Annotated in this window: 18 protein-coding genes; 2 read left to right on the top strand and 16 right to left on the bottom strand. The window is 42.9% G+C overall.

What is annotated here, in order from left to right:
- Positions 1 to 17: 17 nt before the first annotated feature.
- The 3 genes from JSY38_RS14370 to ccmA are packed head-to-tail and all read right to left on the bottom strand — an operon-like array spanning position 18 to position 2,037.
- The gene (locus JSY38_RS14370) at positions 18 to 764 is read right to left on the bottom strand and encodes a heme ABC transporter permease (protein WP_205113761.1); all 747 of its coding nucleotides are present in this window, start codon (positions 762 to 764) and stop codon (positions 18 to 20) included.
- On the bottom strand, positions 764 to 1,426 hold the full coding sequence (gene ccmB / locus JSY38_RS14365) for a heme exporter protein CcmB (RefSeq protein WP_205113760.1): 663 nt from the start codon (positions 1,424 to 1,426) through the stop codon (positions 764 to 766). Before ccmB ends, JSY38_RS14370 begins: the two co-directional genes overlap by 1 nt.
- Positions 1,423 to 2,037 carry a cytochrome c biogenesis heme-transporting ATPase CcmA gene (gene ccmA, locus JSY38_RS14360; RefSeq protein WP_205113758.1) on the bottom strand — a complete coding sequence of 205 codons (615 nt, stop codon included), beginning with the start codon at positions 2,035 to 2,037 and terminating at the stop codon, positions 1,423 to 1,425. The genes ccmB and ccmA overlap by 4 nt, the downstream gene beginning before the upstream one ends.
- A gap of 177 nt (positions 2,038 to 2,214) precedes the next feature.
- On the opposite strand from ccmA, the gene fliK reads away from it, so the two are divergent.
- A complete protein-coding gene (gene fliK, locus JSY38_RS14355; RefSeq protein ID WP_205113756.1) occupies positions 2,215 to 3,852 on the top strand; it encodes a flagellar hook-length control protein FliK in 1,638 nt (545 codons plus the stop codon).
- Complete coding sequence (locus JSY38_RS14350) at positions 3,852 to 4,100, top strand: EscU/YscU/HrcU family type III secretion system export apparatus switch protein (RefSeq protein ID WP_110575565.1); 249 nt, start codon at positions 3,852 to 3,854, stop codon at positions 4,098 to 4,100. The genes fliK and JSY38_RS14350 overlap by 1 nt, the downstream gene beginning before the upstream one ends.
- Here JSY38_RS14350 and JSY38_RS14345 read toward each other — a convergent pair.
- From JSY38_RS14345 to flhA, 13 genes are all read right to left on the bottom strand, one after another.
- Positions 4,091 to 4,495, bottom strand: a complete 405-nt coding sequence (locus JSY38_RS14345; protein WP_114410378.1) for a DUF2802 domain-containing protein — start codon at positions 4,493 to 4,495, stop codon at positions 4,091 to 4,093. The two genes, JSY38_RS14350 and JSY38_RS14345, sit on opposite strands and share 10 nt — an antisense overlap.
- Before the next feature lie 19 nt (positions 4,496 to 4,514).
- Positions 4,515 to 5,006, bottom strand: coding sequence for a chemotaxis protein CheW (locus tag JSY38_RS14340; RefSeq protein ID WP_114410379.1), 492 nt, complete (start codon positions 5,004 to 5,006; stop codon positions 4,515 to 4,517).
- Between the two features lie 35 nt (positions 5,007 to 5,041).
- Positions 5,042 to 5,944 carry a chemotaxis protein CheW gene (locus tag JSY38_RS14335; protein ID WP_205113754.1) on the bottom strand — a complete coding sequence of 301 codons (903 nt, stop codon included), beginning with the start codon at positions 5,942 to 5,944 and terminating at the stop codon, positions 5,042 to 5,044.
- 9 nt (positions 5,945 to 5,953) lie between these two features.
- Positions 5,954 to 6,727, bottom strand: coding sequence for a ParA family protein (locus JSY38_RS14330; RefSeq protein ID WP_114410381.1), 774 nt, complete (start codon positions 6,725 to 6,727; stop codon positions 5,954 to 5,956).
- Positions 6,728 to 6,796: 69 nt separating this feature from the next.
- Complete coding sequence (locus tag JSY38_RS14325) at positions 6,797 to 7,615, bottom strand: OmpA family protein (RefSeq protein ID WP_114410382.1); 819 nt, start codon at positions 7,613 to 7,615, stop codon at positions 6,797 to 6,799.
- Positions 7,608 to 8,336 carry a motility protein A gene (locus JSY38_RS14320; protein ID WP_239543981.1) on the bottom strand — a complete coding sequence of 243 codons (729 nt, stop codon included), beginning with the start codon at positions 8,334 to 8,336 and terminating at the stop codon, positions 7,608 to 7,610. The genes JSY38_RS14325 and JSY38_RS14320 overlap by 8 nt, the downstream gene beginning before the upstream one ends.
- An 8-nt stretch (positions 8,337 to 8,344) precedes the next feature.
- Entirely contained in the window at positions 8,345 to 9,409 is a 1,065-nt protein-coding gene (locus tag JSY38_RS14315) for a protein-glutamate methylesterase/protein-glutamine glutaminase (RefSeq protein ID WP_114410384.1), read from the bottom strand.
- Between the two features lie 26 nt (positions 9,410 to 9,435).
- Positions 9,436 to 11,661, bottom strand: a complete 2,226-nt coding sequence (locus JSY38_RS14310; RefSeq protein WP_205113752.1) for a chemotaxis protein CheA — start codon at positions 11,659 to 11,661, stop codon at positions 9,436 to 9,438.
- Between the two features lie 12 nt (positions 11,662 to 11,673).
- Positions 11,674 to 12,462 (bottom strand): protein phosphatase CheZ, encoded by a 789-nt coding sequence (locus JSY38_RS14305; protein ID WP_114410386.1) that lies wholly within the window; start codon positions 12,460 to 12,462, stop codon positions 11,674 to 11,676.
- Positions 12,463 to 12,471: 9 nt separating this feature from the next.
- Complete coding sequence (locus tag JSY38_RS14300) at positions 12,472 to 12,852, bottom strand: chemotaxis response regulator CheY (protein WP_012071097.1); 381 nt, start codon at positions 12,850 to 12,852, stop codon at positions 12,472 to 12,474.
- A 54-nt stretch (positions 12,853 to 12,906) separates the two neighbouring features.
- A complete protein-coding gene (locus JSY38_RS14295; protein WP_114410387.1) occupies positions 12,907 to 13,644 on the bottom strand; it encodes an RNA polymerase sigma factor FliA in 738 nt (245 codons plus the stop codon).
- Between the two features lie 96 nt (positions 13,645 to 13,740).
- Positions 13,741 to 15,027 carry a flagellar biosynthesis GTPase FlhF gene (flhF, locus tag JSY38_RS14290; protein ID WP_114410388.1) on the bottom strand — a complete coding sequence of 429 codons (1,287 nt, stop codon included), beginning with the start codon at positions 15,025 to 15,027 and terminating at the stop codon, positions 13,741 to 13,743.
- A gap of 102 nt (positions 15,028 to 15,129) precedes the next feature.
- Positions 15,130 to 17,247 carry a flagellar biosynthesis protein FlhA gene (flhA, locus tag JSY38_RS14285; protein ID WP_114410389.1) on the bottom strand — a complete coding sequence of 706 codons (2,118 nt, stop codon included), beginning with the start codon at positions 17,245 to 17,247 and terminating at the stop codon, positions 15,130 to 15,132.
- Between the last annotated feature and the right edge of the window lie 18 nt (positions 17,248 to 17,265).

Below are 17,265 nucleotides of genomic sequence, written 5' to 3'. Positions count from 1 at the left end.
AAAAATCATTCAAATTATTAAAGGCCACGCTTCATCACCTCTTCTCTCACCCAACTCGATCTATACTCACGCTTTAATATTTCAGACTGCATTCGCCAAAGAACCAAGCCAGCCATCAAAAAATACATGCAAATCGCGCAAACAAGCAATGGTAGCCACATCTCAGAAGGCATCTCAGGTTTTTTAGTGAGCGTAAACGTCGGCCCTTGGTGAAGAGTTTCTAACAACACGACAGAGTACTTAATAATGGGCAAATTAATCAATCCCACAACACTAATCACAGCTACCGCTTTATTGGCTAAAACTTGGTCGTCTAAGGCCTTTTGCAGCACAATAATTCCCATATAGAGAAAAAACAACACCAATACAGAGGTCAGCCTTGCATCCCAGACCCACCAAGTCCCCCACGTCGGTTTCCCCCAAATAGCGCCAGAAACCAACGCTATCAAGGCCATTACCGCGCCAATCGGTGCCATTGCCTTAATAAAGATAGGCGCCATTTTCATCCGCCAAACAAGAAACACAAAGCCGGCAACACCTAATGCGAAATAACACGATTGCGCGAGCATCGCCACTGGTACATGCATATAGATGATTCTAAAGCTGTTACCCTGTTGATAATCCGCCGGAGCAAATACTAGGCCCCATATAAGACCAACAATAAGACCAACACAGCCCACAACAAATAAAGGCAAAGCCCACGCTTTAGAGCGATGGAAAAACCATTTGGGTGAACCCAATTTATGAAACCACGTCCAGTTCATCAGCTTGCACTCGCTTTGATCGCAATCGCCGTCATAAAAGGCGATATAACTAAAGACAACAGAGACATGGCCGACAACAGCGCTAACTGACCAGAATACGGTAAATTGGCTTCGGCTGCTTGTATCGCTAATGTCGAAAAAATAATTACTGGCAAATAAAACGGTAAAATAAGTAACATGACCAACATGGCACCTTGCCTTAAAGAAACAGTCAATGCGGCACCAATCACACCGATTAAAAATAAGCTTGGTGTTCCCAGTAGGAACGTCATAATCAACACCCAAAAACTTGACTCAGGTAAAAACAACATCTCACTCAACAACGGCATTATGCCCAACAAAGGCAATAGAAAAGCCAACCATTGTGCAACCACTTTAAGCAATATAAGCGCGGGAAGAGAAAGACCACTGACGACCCATTGCTCCAAAGAGCCATCACGAAAATCTTCTTTGAACATCCCCTCTACGGCCATCAATATAGCCAATACTGCCGCACACCAAATAATGCCGCCCGCAGCAGAAGCTAAAAACTCAGGCGAAGAACTGACTCCAATAGGAAACAAAGTAACGGCGATAATAAAAAACAACAGAGCGTTAATAACATCTTGCTTACGACGCCATATCAGCAAAAATTCCGAAACTAAAAAAGAAGTATACGTCATGACAACAAAGCCACATCACGACAAGATAAAGAACGTAAATCCTGATGGGTGGTTAACACGACCAAACCACCGGACGACACATGTAACTGAATACGCTCTTCTAATAGAGCAATAGCTCCGACATCTAATGAAGCAAAGGGTTCATCTAGTAACCAGAGTGTTTTCTCAGTTAACCATAAACGCGCCAAAGCCACTCGGCGCAACTGTCCTGCGGATAATGTCCTCACTAATGCATCAATATGATCCAGCAGATCCAATTGCTTCAGCACAGTGTCTAATGTCTCTGGAGACACATCAGGACAATAACAGCGAATATTCTCAGCTACCGTAAGCAGGTTTTTGACACCTACCGAATGGCCAATATAAATAGCATCTCGCTGTAACGGATTTCTATCTAAGGTGACATCTTCGCCCGAATAAACGATTTTCCCTTCAAGAGGAGAGATGACACCTACAATGACTTTCAACAAAGAACTCTTACCAGCACCGTTCTCCCCTAAAATACGCACAACCTCTCCAGATTGAGCAGAAAAAGAAAAGTCTTTGCATAGATCTCTCTCCCCTCGCTCTATCCAAAGGCCAGATATTGTTAAAGAAACAGAAGATTGCAAAAGATTTACCTAATTCGGCCGATATGAAAGCCAAGGTTACCATTCTTTGGCTACGCTGTTTATCTATACTGTTTAACGATATGGTTTCGTTAAGCAAAGAGTTAAGACATTATATGAGAACCGTTCCTAAAAAAACAAACTGATCGGTGCTCACATCACATTTTATAGGCAGGCGACATGATCTCTGACATACAATCTATGATAAATGCTTCATCCGGTAAGCAGAGTAACGCCAACATCAATAGCAATAGTACAGTAGGAAATTCAGCCACTCTTGCGAAATTAATCGGTGAAATAAAATTAATAGAAAGCCTAAGCTTAATTAAATTTCAGGGCAGCGAGTTGCTGAACTTTCAAGGCAAACCAGCACAACTGTTATTTGCAACCGGCACGCAACATCCATTCACCTTAATAAATACTGGCACACCGATCGATATTAGCGACATTCAAAACGCAAAATTAAATAGAACCAACTTGCAGCAAGCATCGCTATCTATCCCTTTAGAAAATTCGTCAAATAAAACGGTTACGAACCCAAACGCTTCTACTTTTAAGCAAGCTGATAACCTTATGCTAGCGTCTCGTGTTGTCAATTTAACCGTCACTTCAGGGACGCTCTTTTTACCTGCGACACCAAACAATCAAACCACTACGACGACTATGCCGCCAGCTAATACGCAAGGTGCAGCTACACAAACCACAACATCAAATCAAGCCACAGCAAGCAATCAAATCGTGACCACAAACCAAACGACAAGCACTCCAACCATAAGCACTCAACCTACAATAAATGCTCCATTGCCACCTGCCACCACGGTACAACAATCCACAACAACACAGGTTGGACCTTCCAACCCTCAAGTCGCAACAGTCTCAGATGGAAATACCGAGTTTCCTATTTTGAGCCAAACGCCACTAAAAAAAGGCGATGTCGTTCGAGTCATGGTTGATGCCAATAACAACCTACAAGTACTGCCAACAAAAGCGAGCGCCTCAGCTACCCCTTCTACCCAAGTGGAAGCTCTTAAACAGAGCCTTCCAAGGCAGCTTTCGCTCACAGACATGTCTCAACTTGTAAAACAATTACACACTCTTAACGAGACATCATCTGCAAACCTACCGCCACAAACACAACAAGCTTTAAAACAGCTCATACAAAATTTTCCGACACTAGGCGCGCTCACCACTTCGCCTGATGCAATGAAGCAAGCCATTCAGACCAGTGGCGTATTTTCAGAGTCTTTACTGGCTAGTGACAGCAAAACTCAACTCCCTGCAGACATAAAGCTCAACTTATCCCGTCTAAAAGAGGCTCAAGAAAATACTGGAGCACTGCGACTTGGAAGCATTCCTACAGAACAAATTGCGAATGCTATTGAGCGAATTACTACCAGCCAATTACGACATTTTTCAGATCCAAACCAAATCACCACACCGACCTATCCCCTGCATATAGAACTACCAATTAAAAACGGTCAAAATCCAAGTTTTGTTCAAATAGAAATAAACAAAGATGCAAGCAGTGAAGAACAATCAAAACAAGACAGGCGCTGGCTGGTAAAACTAAAATTTGACTTTGAGGAAACTGGCAGATTTGATGCGCGAGCCAGTATTCAGGCGAACAAAGTTGGTGTTTTATTTGCGGCTGAAGATCCAGACACAGTGCAGAAATTACAGAAAAACATGTCTCTATTGAAGCAACAGTTAACTGACAAAGATATTGAAGTGGAAAGATTAGACGCCTTTCAGGCAAAACTAGATAAAGAAAAAGCCAATGCGCTTAAAACACAATCTTTAATAGATGTGAGGACCTAATGCAAAAAGCCGTCGCTTTAAAATATGATTTTAGCGCAGCACCAAAAGTGATCGCTAAAGGGAGTGGATTACTGGCGGAAAAAATAATGTCGGTCGCCAAAGAAAATGACGTCTTGCTACACCAAAGTCCTGAACTTGTAGAAATGCTCAGTACTTTGGAGTTAGGAGAGGAAATACCTGAATCATTGTATCTTGCTGTTGCAGAAGTTATCGCTTTTGCACACAAAATCAAAGACCATCAGTGGTAATCTGAATTACGGTGGGACTCTTGTTTTAACAAGCTGATCAGCTCAGCCTCAGCACGGATCAAGCCACATTTAGACACCAAGTCATCAATGGTTGCCCCCATTTCCAAAAGCTCCATAGCGCGATTGTATGAGACACCGCCTTCTTTTGATAAAATCTCAGATTGCTTTTCAACAGCCAAATTCAGTTTTTTCTCAATGGCAACTAAACGACGACCCATACCAATAGAGCCTGAAGCAAGTACTTGCACCTGCTTTTTTTGATTAGATTCAGCCTCGGCATGCTGAAGCTTCATTCGCGCCAATCGTTTTGAAAGTCCATACGCCCAAACAACCACCGCGATCAGAATCGCAAACTGCAGCATTAATAAGAGGTTAAATAACCATTGAGATTCCATCTAGTACAACAACCTTAAATTACATTGACCCAACTTCAGACCACTCATTTTCAGATAACAATTTATCCAAATCAACCAGAATAAGTAAAATGTCATTTTTATGACAAACACCCTGGATAAATTTAGATGATTCATCGTTACCTACATTTGGTGATGGCTCAATCTCTGATTGGCGTAAATAAACCACTTCAGAAACAGCATCAACAAGTATTCCGATCACATGCCCTTCGACCTCAAGAATCATGATACGAGTCGCATCAGTGATTTCACCAGAAGGCAGGCCAAACCGTTGACAAGTATCAATCACAGTCACAACCGTGCCACGCAAATGGATAATACCTAATACAAAATTAGGTGCACCAGGTACGGGAGCAATCTCAGAGTAACGCAAAACTTCCTTCACTTGCATAACATTTACACCATAGATTTCATCTTCTAGGCGGAATGTTACCCATTGCAACATTGGATCTTCTGATTGGTTTGCGCTTTTTAGCGCGATGCTAGTTGCCATTATTCATCTCCAAAGATCAAAAATGATCATTACAATTATTTAAGCGCGCCTTTAAACCCATTTTTAGGGTCGTCCAACAATTCAATGAAACCCTGTACATCAAGTATGGCACACATATGATCAATTACAGTACCTGCAAGCCAAGGTCTTTTACTTCTATCACTTCGCCACTTAACCTGAGAAGGTTCAAGCGTAATAGCTTCGGCAACACGTTCACAAGCCACCCCCCAATCCGAACGATCAAGCTGAATAACAAACTTAAAACGCTCTTTTAGATCGCCTTCATAATGATTAGGCATAACCCATAAAGCGGTATCGACCGTACGAAGATTAAAATCACCGACATTCGCGACGCCCATAAACCAGTCTGGCTGACCAAATATGGATGTTAGTTTGTCACTGCCACTTTGGAAGATTCCCCCAAGCTCAACAAGAGGAACCGCCATTTTCAGGCCACCAACATAAAACAACAAGCATTCGAACCGACCCGTTGCCCAAGGCAAAGGATCCGTTTTCGAAATTTTACTAACTGGCTCTGGCTCTGGCTCTGGCTCTGGCTCTGGCTCTGGCTCTGGCTCTGGCTCTGGCTCTGGCTCTGGCTCTGGCTCTGGCTCTGGCTCTGGCTCTGGCTCTGGCTCTGGCTCTGGCTCTGGCTCTGGCTCAATAATACTTGGTGCAATGTCATCTTTAGGCAAGTCTGTTTCGTGATTGGAGATAGCCTGTTCAAAGTCTTTGAAAGAGGCATCAAGTGACAATAGATCTTCATCACTTAATTCCGACTCAGGACCTTCTGAGGCCGCGCTCTCTAATTCTGCTGACTCAGCAACATCTTCACTCACTGATTCCGTGGTAGCATCTTGCAGAAGGTCGTCAAGGTAGCGCTGTAAAGCTACTTGAGGGCCAATCATATTCTGCTCTTTGTTCTTTGTATCTTTCATAAGCTGTTACTATCCCGCTGGGTTCAGCAAAGAATCCTTCAGACTTGCATAAGCCTTAATTCCTCGGGCATTAGGATCTAGAGCTGAAGGCGCTATACCTGCTGTACTGGCATCTCTTAACTTTGTGTCTACAGGAATAACAGAATGCCAAACTAACTCTTCGTAAGTATCCTTTAGGTTTCTGAGGCTTTTATTAGAGGCTTGAGTACGTCGATCAAAAAGAGTAGGAACAATTAAAAATGGTACTGGTCGCTTTCTTGCGCGGTTTATCATCGTCAATGTTCTCACCATGCGCTCTAACCCTTTAATGGCCAGAAACTCGGTTTGAACTGGAATAACAAGCTGTTGACAAGCCGCTAACGCATTAATCATTAATACACCAAGCACTGGAGGGCTATCGATTAACACATAATCGTAATCATCCCATAATATAGCTAGGGTTTTCGAAATAACTAACCCCATACCACCTTGTGACTGAGCATGGCGCTCTAACGTTGCCAGGGCTGTAGAAGCAGGCAAAAGTGATAAGTTGGGGTGGCCAGTCTCCAAAATAAGTGAAGCCGGCAAATCTGCAGGGATCTTTCCTGTCGTTTGAAAAAGGCTATAAGCACTTTTTTCAATTGAATCCGGATCAAAGCGAAAATAGCTCGTCAAAGAGCCATGGGGATCAAGATCTATCATTAATACCCGATTTCCGGCATCCGCTAACAAGCCTGCCAAAGAAACTACCGTAGTCGTTTTGCCAACGCCGCCTTTTTGATTCGCCACTGCCCAAATGTGCACTCTGACTCCCCTGATACCCTATGCTATTATTTTGCTTACGATTTCCTTGCAATCATATACAGTAATACACTACTGAAACAAGTAATCATGCAGATTATCAGCGTTACGCTTACTAATTCGTAAAATTACACGGCGATTTTGCTGGCGAGCATAGTCATTTGTGTTTCTCACTTTAGGATGTTCGCTAGAAAAGCCGATTGGTGCAATCATTTCTGAATTCACGCCTCTGTAAACTAACTCGTCCACAACTGAAGAGGAACGTAGGCTAGACAAGTGCCAATTCGAGACTAAGCGCCTTGAATTAACAGGTAAATCATCAGTATTACCTTCTACTAATATTACTGAAGGGTATGCCTTAAGGATATCAGCCACTAGAATCAACAAAGCAACAGCTTCATTCGTCAGTTCATATTCACCTTGTCCAAATAATAGACCAGACTTCAACTCTAGACTCACCCAATCCGCGGATTCAGTAACGGATATCTGACCTGTAGCATGTAAACCTGAAAACTGATTCTCTACAACTTGACTAAGCAAAGAGTAAACCGCAGAGGATGTATTTTCTTCAATAGTAGGGATAGCGGCGGGAATCGGCTTGACTTCAACCATTTCAGTGTCTTTCGGCTCACCAATAATAGGCTCACCAATATTGATTGGCTTAATAGACTTCTGAACAGCGTCAAATACGCCTTGTAGCGTTTCTTTTAAACGCGCCTCATCTCCAGAATTTTTCAATGAGAGAGAGTACAGGGCAACGAAGAAAGCAAAGAGAAGAGTAATAAAGTCAGCATAAGATAGTATCCACCTGTCACGTCCTTGCGTAGCCTTAGCTGACGACTTAGTCACCACCCGACGACGCTTAGACACTCTAGACGAATTATCACTCATAAGCGTTCAGTTCAAGCTCTAGTCGATATGGATGCTTCCCTATGGCAATACCACAAATCCCATCAATGAGCAGTTGATGATAAAGAAGTTCTTTATCCACGTAGCCAGTTAGCTTTTTAACGATGGGAAAAATCACCAAATTTGCAAACCCCTGACCGTATAGCGTTGACACAAAAGCAACCGCGATACCATGCCCTAATGCCTCAGGGCTGTCTAAATTCGCCATAGCTTGAATCAAACCAAGAACTGATCCCATAATGCCTAGGGTTGGTGCGTATCCTCCGATAGACTCAATAAAGGAGATACTTCTCATCCTTTTATCATAAATTCTAACTGCGTCATCATGCAATCGGTCAGCTAATAAATCTGGATCCGTCCCATCAATGGCCATTTGTAGAGCTCTACTAGAAAATTTGCTTCCCAGCATCTCGACATCAGACTCTAAAGCAAGCAAAGAAAGGCGGCGCGCTTTGTGCGCTAGATTATTTAAAGAGGATCTTGCAGAGTTAAAATCATAAACAGGAGGAAACAGGCTCCATTTAATTAAAGCTAAAGCACGAACAGCTTCTTGAATGCTACTTTGAATTAATGTGGCGCCAATACTACCAATAACAACAATAATAGCTGATGGTAAATTAAGGAGGAGAATAACTTCCCCTCCTCCTAACCAGTTAGCTAGCAGCACTGAACTAAAGGCGATTAACAGTCCTGCTAAAGTCACAAAATCCACTAGCTGACCTCACGTGCTATACGCTCACCAATGTGGTCGAGGTCAATAATTTCATCTGCTAAATTCGCTTTCTCTACAGCCATAGGCATACCGTAGATAACGCAGGACTCTTCACTTTGGATCCAAACTTTGGAGCCAGAATTTTTTAACATCCGAGCCCCTTCTCTACCATCCACCCCCATACCAGTCATTACAACCGACAATACTTTACCCGGGTAGCATTTCGAAGCAGATCCAAACGTAACATCGACAGAAGGCTTGTAATTAAGTCGCTCATCGCCATCAAGGATACGCACGCAGCCTCCATTTCGAGGATCAATCATCATTTGCTTTCCACCCGGTGCCAAAAGTGCAACCCCAGCTTGCAGACGATCACCGTCTTGAGCTTCTTTCACTGTAATTTGACAAATATTATTTAATCGTTCAGCAAAAGCACCAGTAAACGCTGCTGGCATATGTTGAACCAACACAATAGGCGCAGCAAAGTCCTTAGGCAACTTACTTAACACTGCCTGCAAAGCCATGGGTCCACCAGTCGATGTACCAATAGCAACAAGACTAACTCGCTTCCTCATACGCGGAATAATAACGCCACGTTCGGTCACAATAGGCTTGGGAGCCTCTCTTGGAGCAAGAGCAGCAACAGGCCTTCTATCTCCAGCAAATCGAGTTCTTGCTACCGCCAATACACGGTCAACCAATGCCCGTTTAACAATTGCCGAATCTCGAGAAATATCCTCGAAATTCTTCGGCATAAAATCAACCGCACCTGCTTCTAATGCATCTAAAGTAACTTTAGCTCCCTCATGCGTTAGTGAGGAAAACATTAGAACAGGTGTAGGCTTGAGCTTCATGATATTAGTTACTGCGGCAATGCCATCTAACACAGGCATTTCATAATCCATAGTAACTACATCAGGAGATAAAGATTGTACCTTCTCTATTGCTTCTCGCCCGTCATTTGCAGTACCAACGACGGTCAATCTAGGGTCAGCCTCAAATATTTCGACTAAACGGCGTCGAAAAAAACCTGAATCATCAACAACCAGCACCTTTACAGGCATATCACATCTCCTAAATGAGTAGCTTACTACCTAGATGCGTAAGACTTAAGCATACTAGGTACATCCAGAATTAATGCAATACGACCATCACCAGTTATTGTTGCACCTGCCATACCTGCAGTACCTTGCAACATTTTACCTAATGGTTTTATAACCACTTCTTCTTGGCCAACTAACTGATCTACAACAAAGCCAACTTCACTCATACCTACCTGGACAACAACTACATGAGCTTCGGTTGGAAGGTCTCCTTTGTTGCTATTCTTAATAAGCCAGCTCTTAAGATGGAAGATTGGTAGTGTCTTCCCTCTAATTACAACAACTTGCTGACCATCAACCACGTTGGTTTTTTTCAGGTTAAGATGGAAAATTTCATTAACGCTAACCAGTGGGAAAGCAAAAGCCTGATCAGATAATGTCACCATTAATGTCGGCATAATTGCTAACGTTAATGGAACCTTAATGATAAAGCGTGAGCCTTGCCCCAACACTGATTTAATCTGCAAAGTACCGTTCAGCTGAGAAATTTTCGTCTTAACAACGTCCATTCCCACACCACGACCAGATACATCGGTTATTTCAACCTTGGTTGAGAAACCAGGTGCAAAGATTAAATTAAACGCTTCTTCATCAGACAAGCGCTCAGCCGCATCAGTATCCATCAAGCCTTTTTCTACAGCCTTACGGCGAAGAACGTCAGGGTCCATACCTGCTCCATCATCTTCGATGGACAGTAGAATATGATCACCTTCCTGCTCTGCAGAAAGTACAACATGACCAACTCTTGATTTACCTTTAGCTTCACGAATATCTGGTGATTCGACACCATGATCTACCGAGTTTCGAACCAAGTGAACAAGCGGATCGGCTAGTGCTTCTACTAGGTTTTTATCTAAATCTGTTTCTTCACCTCGGAGCTCTAAATTCACTTCTTTTTTCAAATTACGAGCCAAATCTCGAACAACTCGTGGAAACTTACCGAATACCTTCTTAATAGGCTGCATTCGGGTTTTCATCACGGCGTTTTGCAAATCACCGGTTACAACGTCTAAGTTTGAGACCGCTTTCCCCATAGACTCATCGTCACTTTGCAAACCGAGTCGTACAAGTCGATTTCTAACCAACACCAACTCGCCGACCATATTCATTATGTCGTCTAATCGTTTGGTATCAACACGAACAGTAGCCTCTTGAGTAACTGGAGCGTTAGCAACTTTTTCTTTTACATGCACTGGCTCTTCGGCAGGTTTAGCCGCCGCTTTCGGTGCTACTTTAGGCTTAGCGGGTGCAGCCTTCGGCTCTGCTGCTGCTTTTGGTTTTGCTTCAGCTGCAGGTTTGTCCGCTTTTTTAGAACTATCTTTGCTCTGTAAAGTATCTAACAAAGACTCAAACTCATCCTCTGTAATGATGTCTGACTCAATGTCAGCAGGCGGTGATTCACTCGCTGCTTTTTCATCTTTTTTAGATGGGCTACCGTCTCCATGAAGCTGATCCAGTAAGGCTTCAAATTCATCTTCTGTTATTTCGTCTGAAGATGTTACCGCCTCACTTTTCTCTTCATCGTCTATTCCTGGCGCACTATTACCATGTAGTTGATCTAATAAAGCATCAAACTCATCTTCGGTAATCTCGTCATCTGTTTTTGAGTCAGATTGAGACGCTTTAGCACCCTCAGCACTTTTGTCTGTCGCCTTTACAGGAGCATCACCAAGCGCATCAAGCAGGGATTCAAATTCATCATCAGAAATATCTTCAGGCTCATCCGCAGAAGCAGCCTCTTCCTTCTCAGGCTCCTCCTCTACTGCCTCATCTTCAACAACTTCTTCGACGTCATCATCCTGAGCAGCAAGCTCTTCTGCAGTTGGCGGCTTTGCATATACAGCGAGCGCTGCAATTAGCTCTGGGGAAGCAGGTTCAGGATCACCACCAGCACGAACAACCTCGAACATTTCGTTTACAGCATCAAGCGCCTGCAAAACGATGTCCATCAAATCAGAATCTATTTTACGCTGACCGTTCCTTAAGATATCAAAAACGTTCTCAGCATAATGACAGCATCCAACCAACGCATTTAATTGTAAAAACCCAGCACCACCTTTGACGGTGTGAAAACCACGAAAGATTGCGTTCAGCAATTGCTTATCGTCTGGATTCTGCTCTAAATCTACTAATTGTTCGGAAAGCTGCTCTAGGATTTCACCAGCTTCTACCAAAAAATCTTGTAGTATCTCTTCATCGACCTCGAAACTCATCCTCAGCTCCTTCTAGAAACCAAGACTTGATAGCAAGTCGTCTACTTCGTCTTGACTATTCAGTACTTCAGGGTTGTTTTGTTTATTAATAGCTGGGCCATGTCCACGAGTGTCATCGTGTTCAGACTCTTTCTCTGTGTGTTCAATACCGGAGATACTATCAACGCGTCCAGCAACAGCAACGAGATGTACAAGTTTTTCTTCTACATCACGAATTAAATCATTCACTCTAGCGATAACTTGACCAGTTAGGTCTTGATAACCTTGCTCTAGAAGAATTGTGTTGAGGTTTGAATGCAAGGTGGTGGCACTATCGTCCGCATAAGATAAGAAGACATCAATACGCTTGTATAAATCTCTAAATTCTTGCGGCGTTAAATCTCGCTGAATTAAACGACTCCAGTCTTTGCGTAGCTCTCTCGCCTGGCTTTGTAGTTCGCTGGCGACAGGAACACTACTATCAACCATATCCATGGTTTTATTAGCAGCTGCACTAGTCGTTTCAATAACATAATTCAACCGATCCGAGGCATCAGTAATTTTGGTAACAGACTCGTTCCCGCCTTCACCAACAACAAGGTCCATTGAATCAACCTGAAAATCACGAATAGCATCATGCAAACTTCGAGTTAAAAAACCCACCTCGTTGTAGAAACTATTATGACGAGCTTCACTCAGTTCTTGAATCTTTTTAATTGCCCCACTGAAGTCACCGACTTCTATGTGATTTAAAAGCTCAACTGCGCCGTCTTTAACTAGATTTTCAAAATCCACTAGTCCAGATCCCAATATCTTTGACATCTACATTCCCTATTTTGCAGCATCTATTCGTTCGAATATTTTCTCAATTTTTTCTTTGAGAGCCACCGCAGTAAACGGCTTAACAACATAACCATTCACCCCAGCCTGAGCTGCAGCAATAATTTGGTCACGTTTAGCTTCTGCCGTTACCATAAGTACTGGAATACTTTTCAATTTTTCATCTGCACGTACGGCACGAAGTAATTCAATCCCAGTCATACCTGGCATATTCCAATCGGTCACGAGAAAATCAATCGTCCCAGCTTGAAGTATAGGTAACGCAGTCGTCCCATCATCAGCTTCAACTGTATTGGTAAACCCTAAATCCCGTAATAGGTTTTTAATGATTCGTCTCATTGTCGAGAAATCATCAACAATCAGGATCTTCATGTTTTTATCCAATGCAACCTCCACACCCTAAAGGTAATATTTCACAACTCATAATTAATCTCGCCAATCACTTAATCTAGCTCTCAATCTCATAGCCGCTTGACTATGTATTTGACTAACTCTTGATTCACTAACACCTAGTACTGCGCCAATTTCTTTTAGATTAAGTTCTTCATTATAATAAAGAGACAAAACCAGTTTTTCTCTTTCCGGTAGATTATCAATCTCTGTTGCTAATTGACTCTGAAAACCACCCTCTTCTACTAAAGAGTAAGGTGCATTTTCCACTTCTGATTCAACGCTATCTAGATTATTTGTATCAGAGTCTAGCATCTCTTCATAGCTAAACAACTGAGTAGACATGGATGAATGAATCATTTCATGGTATTCATCCATGCTTATATTCATGTGTGCTGCCACCTCCATATCTGAGGCTTCTCGACCTAGGGTCGCTTCCAATTCCTTTATAGCATTAGCAACCGCTCTACCGTTGCGTCTAACTGAACGAGGAGCCCAGTCCGTTTTTCGCACTTCGTCCATAATGGAACCACGAATACGAATCCCAGCATAGGTTTCGAAGCTAGCACCCTTGGTAGATTCAAAGCGTTTATACGCCTCAATCAGCCCCATCATGCCAGCTTGAATTAAATCATCTACATCTACACTATCGGGCAATCTAGCCAATAGGTGATAGGCAATTTTTTTCACTAAATACCCGTATTGCTCAACAATCGCATCTATTGAGAGAGTTGCTTTTTTGGAGTATGTGTTATATCCGTTTTTGGTCTGCATAAAATAGTCTAAGCAACCTTTACCATTTAAGTTAGTTGCGCTAACTAACTGTACTACATAGTTTGGCGCAACGCTTTCAGTAATAACATAATTTTACTAACTACCATACTTTAGTGACCCATAAAGCTGACTATAGTGCTCTGCTGTATAAACAGCTCTACTAATCAGGTTATGTGCACGAGCTGGCTCGATATCATCTGGTATCCTTTGGCCATCCGCGATATATACAACAGGAAGCCCTTCTTCAATAACTACACTAATCGCTTCACCAAGTGAAGCTGATTCGTCAAGCTTACTTAAAACACACCCATCCAACTGCACCTGAGAGTAAACTTCAGTTACTGTTTTCAACACTTGTCTTTGGCTTGTACAAGGCAACACCAATAGCTTTTTCAGGCTAGCTCTTGCGCGCTTCATCATTAACAATTGCCGTTCAAGGTTGGAATCTCTTGGGTTCATACCTGCCGTATCAACAAGCACTAAAGAGTAATGCGCGTATTTTGCCAACACTTCATTTAAATCAGAGTATTCATTAACGACTTCAACTGGGACGTTTAAGATACGGCCAAATGTTCTCAACTGTTCATGAGCGGCTATTCGGTATGTATCTGTTGTAATTAACACAACACCTTCAGAGCCATGCTTCAATACATGCTGAGCGGCAATTTTACCGATCGTTGTCGTTTTACCAACACCTGTGGGGCCCATAAAGGCAATACAGCCACGCAATTCAGAAGAGCTAGATCGAATAGGTATATAGTCCGCCAAGTGCGCCAACAACCGATTCCAGTCATCTTCACGCCCTTTAAGGTCTATGTCATCCATTAGTCTAGACACAACAAACTCAGATAAACCTAAACCTTTCAGTTTTTCACGCGCTCTAGCCTCCACAGAGGACTCTTTAACTGAGCTTCGATTATCATTCTGCTGATGCTGCTCTAACATTGCTCGAACATTTTTCAGTTCTAGTTCCATGTCCTGCAATTGCTTAGCATTTTCGCTGTTCTTTACAGACAAGGCCTCTTCAACAGCTGGGTCTTCCTTATCATCAGAAAGTGGTGGCATTTCAATTTGAGAGGCTTGACGCGATTCCGCATAAGAAGGTGCATCATTTTTAGGTGGCGTAGTTTGCTGCTTTGCTCGTTCGATACGTTCTAAATAATTCGCACTAGGGTCGGCAGAAGAGTCCGAACGTGGCGAACTAGAACGCTTAGATGACATGCTAGAAGGTAATGATCCATCGTAATCTAGAGCGGCAACAATTTCTATCTCGCCTGTCGGCAGACGTTGATTTGACAAGATAACCGCATCAGGACCTACGGCATCACGAACTTTCCGTATCGCCTGACGCATGTCTGGTGCTCGAAACCGCCTAATTTGCATGAATAACTTAATCCTTACAGTTTATTTTTCTTACAAATCCATAGCTTACCCGAAAGATTCCAATAAATATAGATACAATATTTTACAGAAAACTGGCAATTGCTATTGTCCAATAACCCCCACGACTGTAATGCGTTTATGGTCTGGAACCTCTTGATACGAAAGTACAGACATATTCACCATACCGTAGCGCATAAAACGCGCCAACATGGGTCTAATTGGTGCAGAAACAATCAAAATAGGTGTATTTCCCATCGCCTCTTGCTGCTCTGCAGACTGCCTCAAAGAGGTTTGCAATTGCTCTGCCATCTGTGGCTCTAGGATCAACGCCTCCTCATTTTTAATACCAGACTGCTGACTCTGCTGAACAGTCTGCATTAACATTTTTTCTAACTGGGGCTCTAAGGTCAATACAGGAATTTCATCAACACCATCTGCCAATGTTTGAATAATCAATCGTGACAAGGAGGTTCTTACTGCCGCAGTTAATATCATAGGATCTTGGGTTTTTGGCTGAACACCCATTATCGATTCAGCGATCGTCCTCATATCTCTTAGAGGAACACCTTCGATCAATAGATTCTGCAACACTTTAAGCAAGACACTTAAGGGCACAGTATTAGGTACTAACTCTTCGGCCAACTTCGGATTGTACTGTTTCAATAGACTCAATAACTGCTGAACTTCATCATGACCAATCAACTCATAAGCGTGTTTATGCATTATTTGGTTAATATGGGTAGCGACGACAGTACTAACGTCAACCACAGTATAACCATAGGTTTGTGCCTGATCCCTTTTCTTTGGGTCAATCCAAACGGCATCCAAACCAAATGAAGGGTCCTTACCAGCGATACCATCAATAGACCCAAAGACTTGACCTGGATCAATCGCCAAATCTTTATCTGGATGCACTTCAGCCTCTGCCAAACTCACGCCCATCAGTGTGACTCTATAAGCATTTGGCATCAAATCCAAATTATCCCGAATATGAACACTAGGCACCAAAAAGCCCAAATCTTGGGACAATTTCCGACGCACTCCCTTTATCCTAGCCAATAATTCACCACCCTGCGTTTTATCAACCAAAGGAATTAAACGGTAGCCAACTTCTAAACCCAGCATATCCACAGGAGCCACATCGTCCCAGCTTAAGTCCCTCACCTCTGCTGGTGCGGAACCTTCTGCAGGTGTCTTCGTTGCATTTTTGGCTCCTTGTTTTGGCTTTTGTTTCTTACGGAATTCTAAAAAGTACGCCAACCCACCCAAACAAGCCGCTAAGGAGAGAAAAGAGAAATGAGGCATTCCAGGCACAACACCCATAATAGTCATCACGCCAGCAGCAACATAAAGCGCTTTTGAAGACCCAAACATCTGACGGACTATTTGCGACCCCATATCGCCCGTCTCATTCACCCTAGTCACCATGATGGCTGCAGCAGTAGACAACATCAAAGAAGGCAGCTGAGCAACTAGACCATCACCAATCGTTAAGAGTGAATAACGCTCAATAGCTTGCGTAAAAGAAAGGTCATGCTGGGCCATACCGATCGATAAACCACCAATAATATTAATTCCAAGAATCAATAACCCAGCAATTGCATCCCCTTTCACAAATTTTGAAGCACCATCCATAGAGCCATAAAACTCTGCTTCGGAAGCAATTTCTGTCCTGCGTTGCTTGGCCTGATCTGCGTCAATCATACCCGCATTTAAGTCAGCATCGATGGCCATCTGTTTACCTGGCATCGCATCCAAAGTGAAACGAGCACTAACTTCAGAAATACGGCCAGCACCTTTGGTAACAACTGCAAAGTTGATAATCATCAAAATAGCAAAGACCACAAAACCGACAACATAGTTGCCACCAATCACAACCTCACCAAAGGCCTGGATTACCTTACCGGCAGCATCACCACCTTCATGGCCATTTAACAAAACCACACGTGTGGACGCTACGTTCAGTGCCAACCTCATTAAGGTCGATACCAACAGAACCGTCGGAAACACTGCAAAATCTAACGGTCGCATGGAATAAATAGCGACCAAAAGCACCACAATAGCTAAAGCGATATTAAAGGTGAAAAGAACGTCTAGTAAAAACGCGGGAATGGGGAGAATCATCATCGCCAAAAGCGACAATAACAAAATAGGAATCCCTAGATTCCCACTAAAAATACCCTGAACCTGCCCAGTAAGTCGACCGCGGTCAAAATTCACACGACATCCTTAATGGAG

The organism is Marinomonas foliarum, from assembly GCF_016906065.1.
Lineage (GTDB): Bacteria > Pseudomonadota > Gammaproteobacteria > Pseudomonadales > Marinomonadaceae > Marinomonas > Marinomonas foliarum.
The sequence above is the reverse complement of the archived record's forward strand: the minus strand, read 5'-3'. Positions and strand labels throughout refer to the sequence as shown.

Bases quoted from the DNA above. Each gene is read 5' to 3' on its own strand.
- JSY38_RS14370 (WP_205113761.1), bottom strand. From the start codon at position 764: ATGAACTGGACGTGGTTTCATAAATTGGGTTCACCCAAATGGTTTTTC.
- ccmB (WP_205113760.1), bottom strand. From the start codon at position 1,426: ATGACGTATACTTCTTTTTTAGTTTCGGAATTTTTGCTGATATGGCGT.
- fliK (WP_205113756.1), top strand. From the start codon at position 2,215: ATGATCTCTGACATACAATCTATGATAAATGCTTCATCCGGTAAGCAG.
- JSY38_RS14350 (WP_110575565.1), top strand. From the start codon at position 3,852: ATGCAAAAAGCCGTCGCTTTAAAATATGATTTTAGCGCAGCACCAAAA.
- JSY38_RS14345 (WP_114410378.1), bottom strand. From the start codon at position 4,495: ATGGAATCTCAATGGTTATTTAACCTCTTATTAATGCTGCAGTTTGCG.
- JSY38_RS14340 (WP_114410379.1), bottom strand. From the start codon at position 5,006: ATGGCAACTAGCATCGCGCTAAAAAGCGCAAACCAATCAGAAGATCCA.
- JSY38_RS14335 (WP_205113754.1), bottom strand. From the start codon at position 5,944: ATGAAAGATACAAAGAACAAAGAGCAGAATATGATTGGCCCTCAAGTA.
- JSY38_RS14325 (WP_114410382.1), bottom strand. From the start codon at position 7,615: ATGAGTGATAATTCGTCTAGAGTGTCTAAGCGTCGTCGGGTGGTGACT.
- JSY38_RS14315 (WP_114410384.1), bottom strand. From the start codon at position 9,409: ATGCCTGTAAAGGTGCTGGTTGTTGATGATTCAGGTTTTTTTCGACGC.
- JSY38_RS14310 (WP_205113752.1), bottom strand. From the start codon at position 11,661: ATGAGTTTCGAGGTCGATGAAGAGATACTACAAGATTTTTTGGTAGAA.
- JSY38_RS14305 (WP_114410386.1), bottom strand. From the start codon at position 12,462: ATGTCAAAGATATTGGGATCTGGACTAGTGGATTTTGAAAATCTAGTT.
- JSY38_RS14300 (WP_012071097.1), bottom strand. From the start codon at position 12,852: ATGAAGATCCTGATTGTTGATGATTTCTCGACAATGAGACGAATCATT.
- JSY38_RS14295 (WP_114410387.1), bottom strand. From the start codon at position 13,644: ATGCAGACCAAAAACGGATATAACACATACTCCAAAAAAGCAACTCTC.
- flhF (WP_114410388.1), bottom strand. From the start codon at position 15,027: ATGCAAATTAGGCGGTTTCGAGCACCAGACATGCGTCAGGCGATACGG.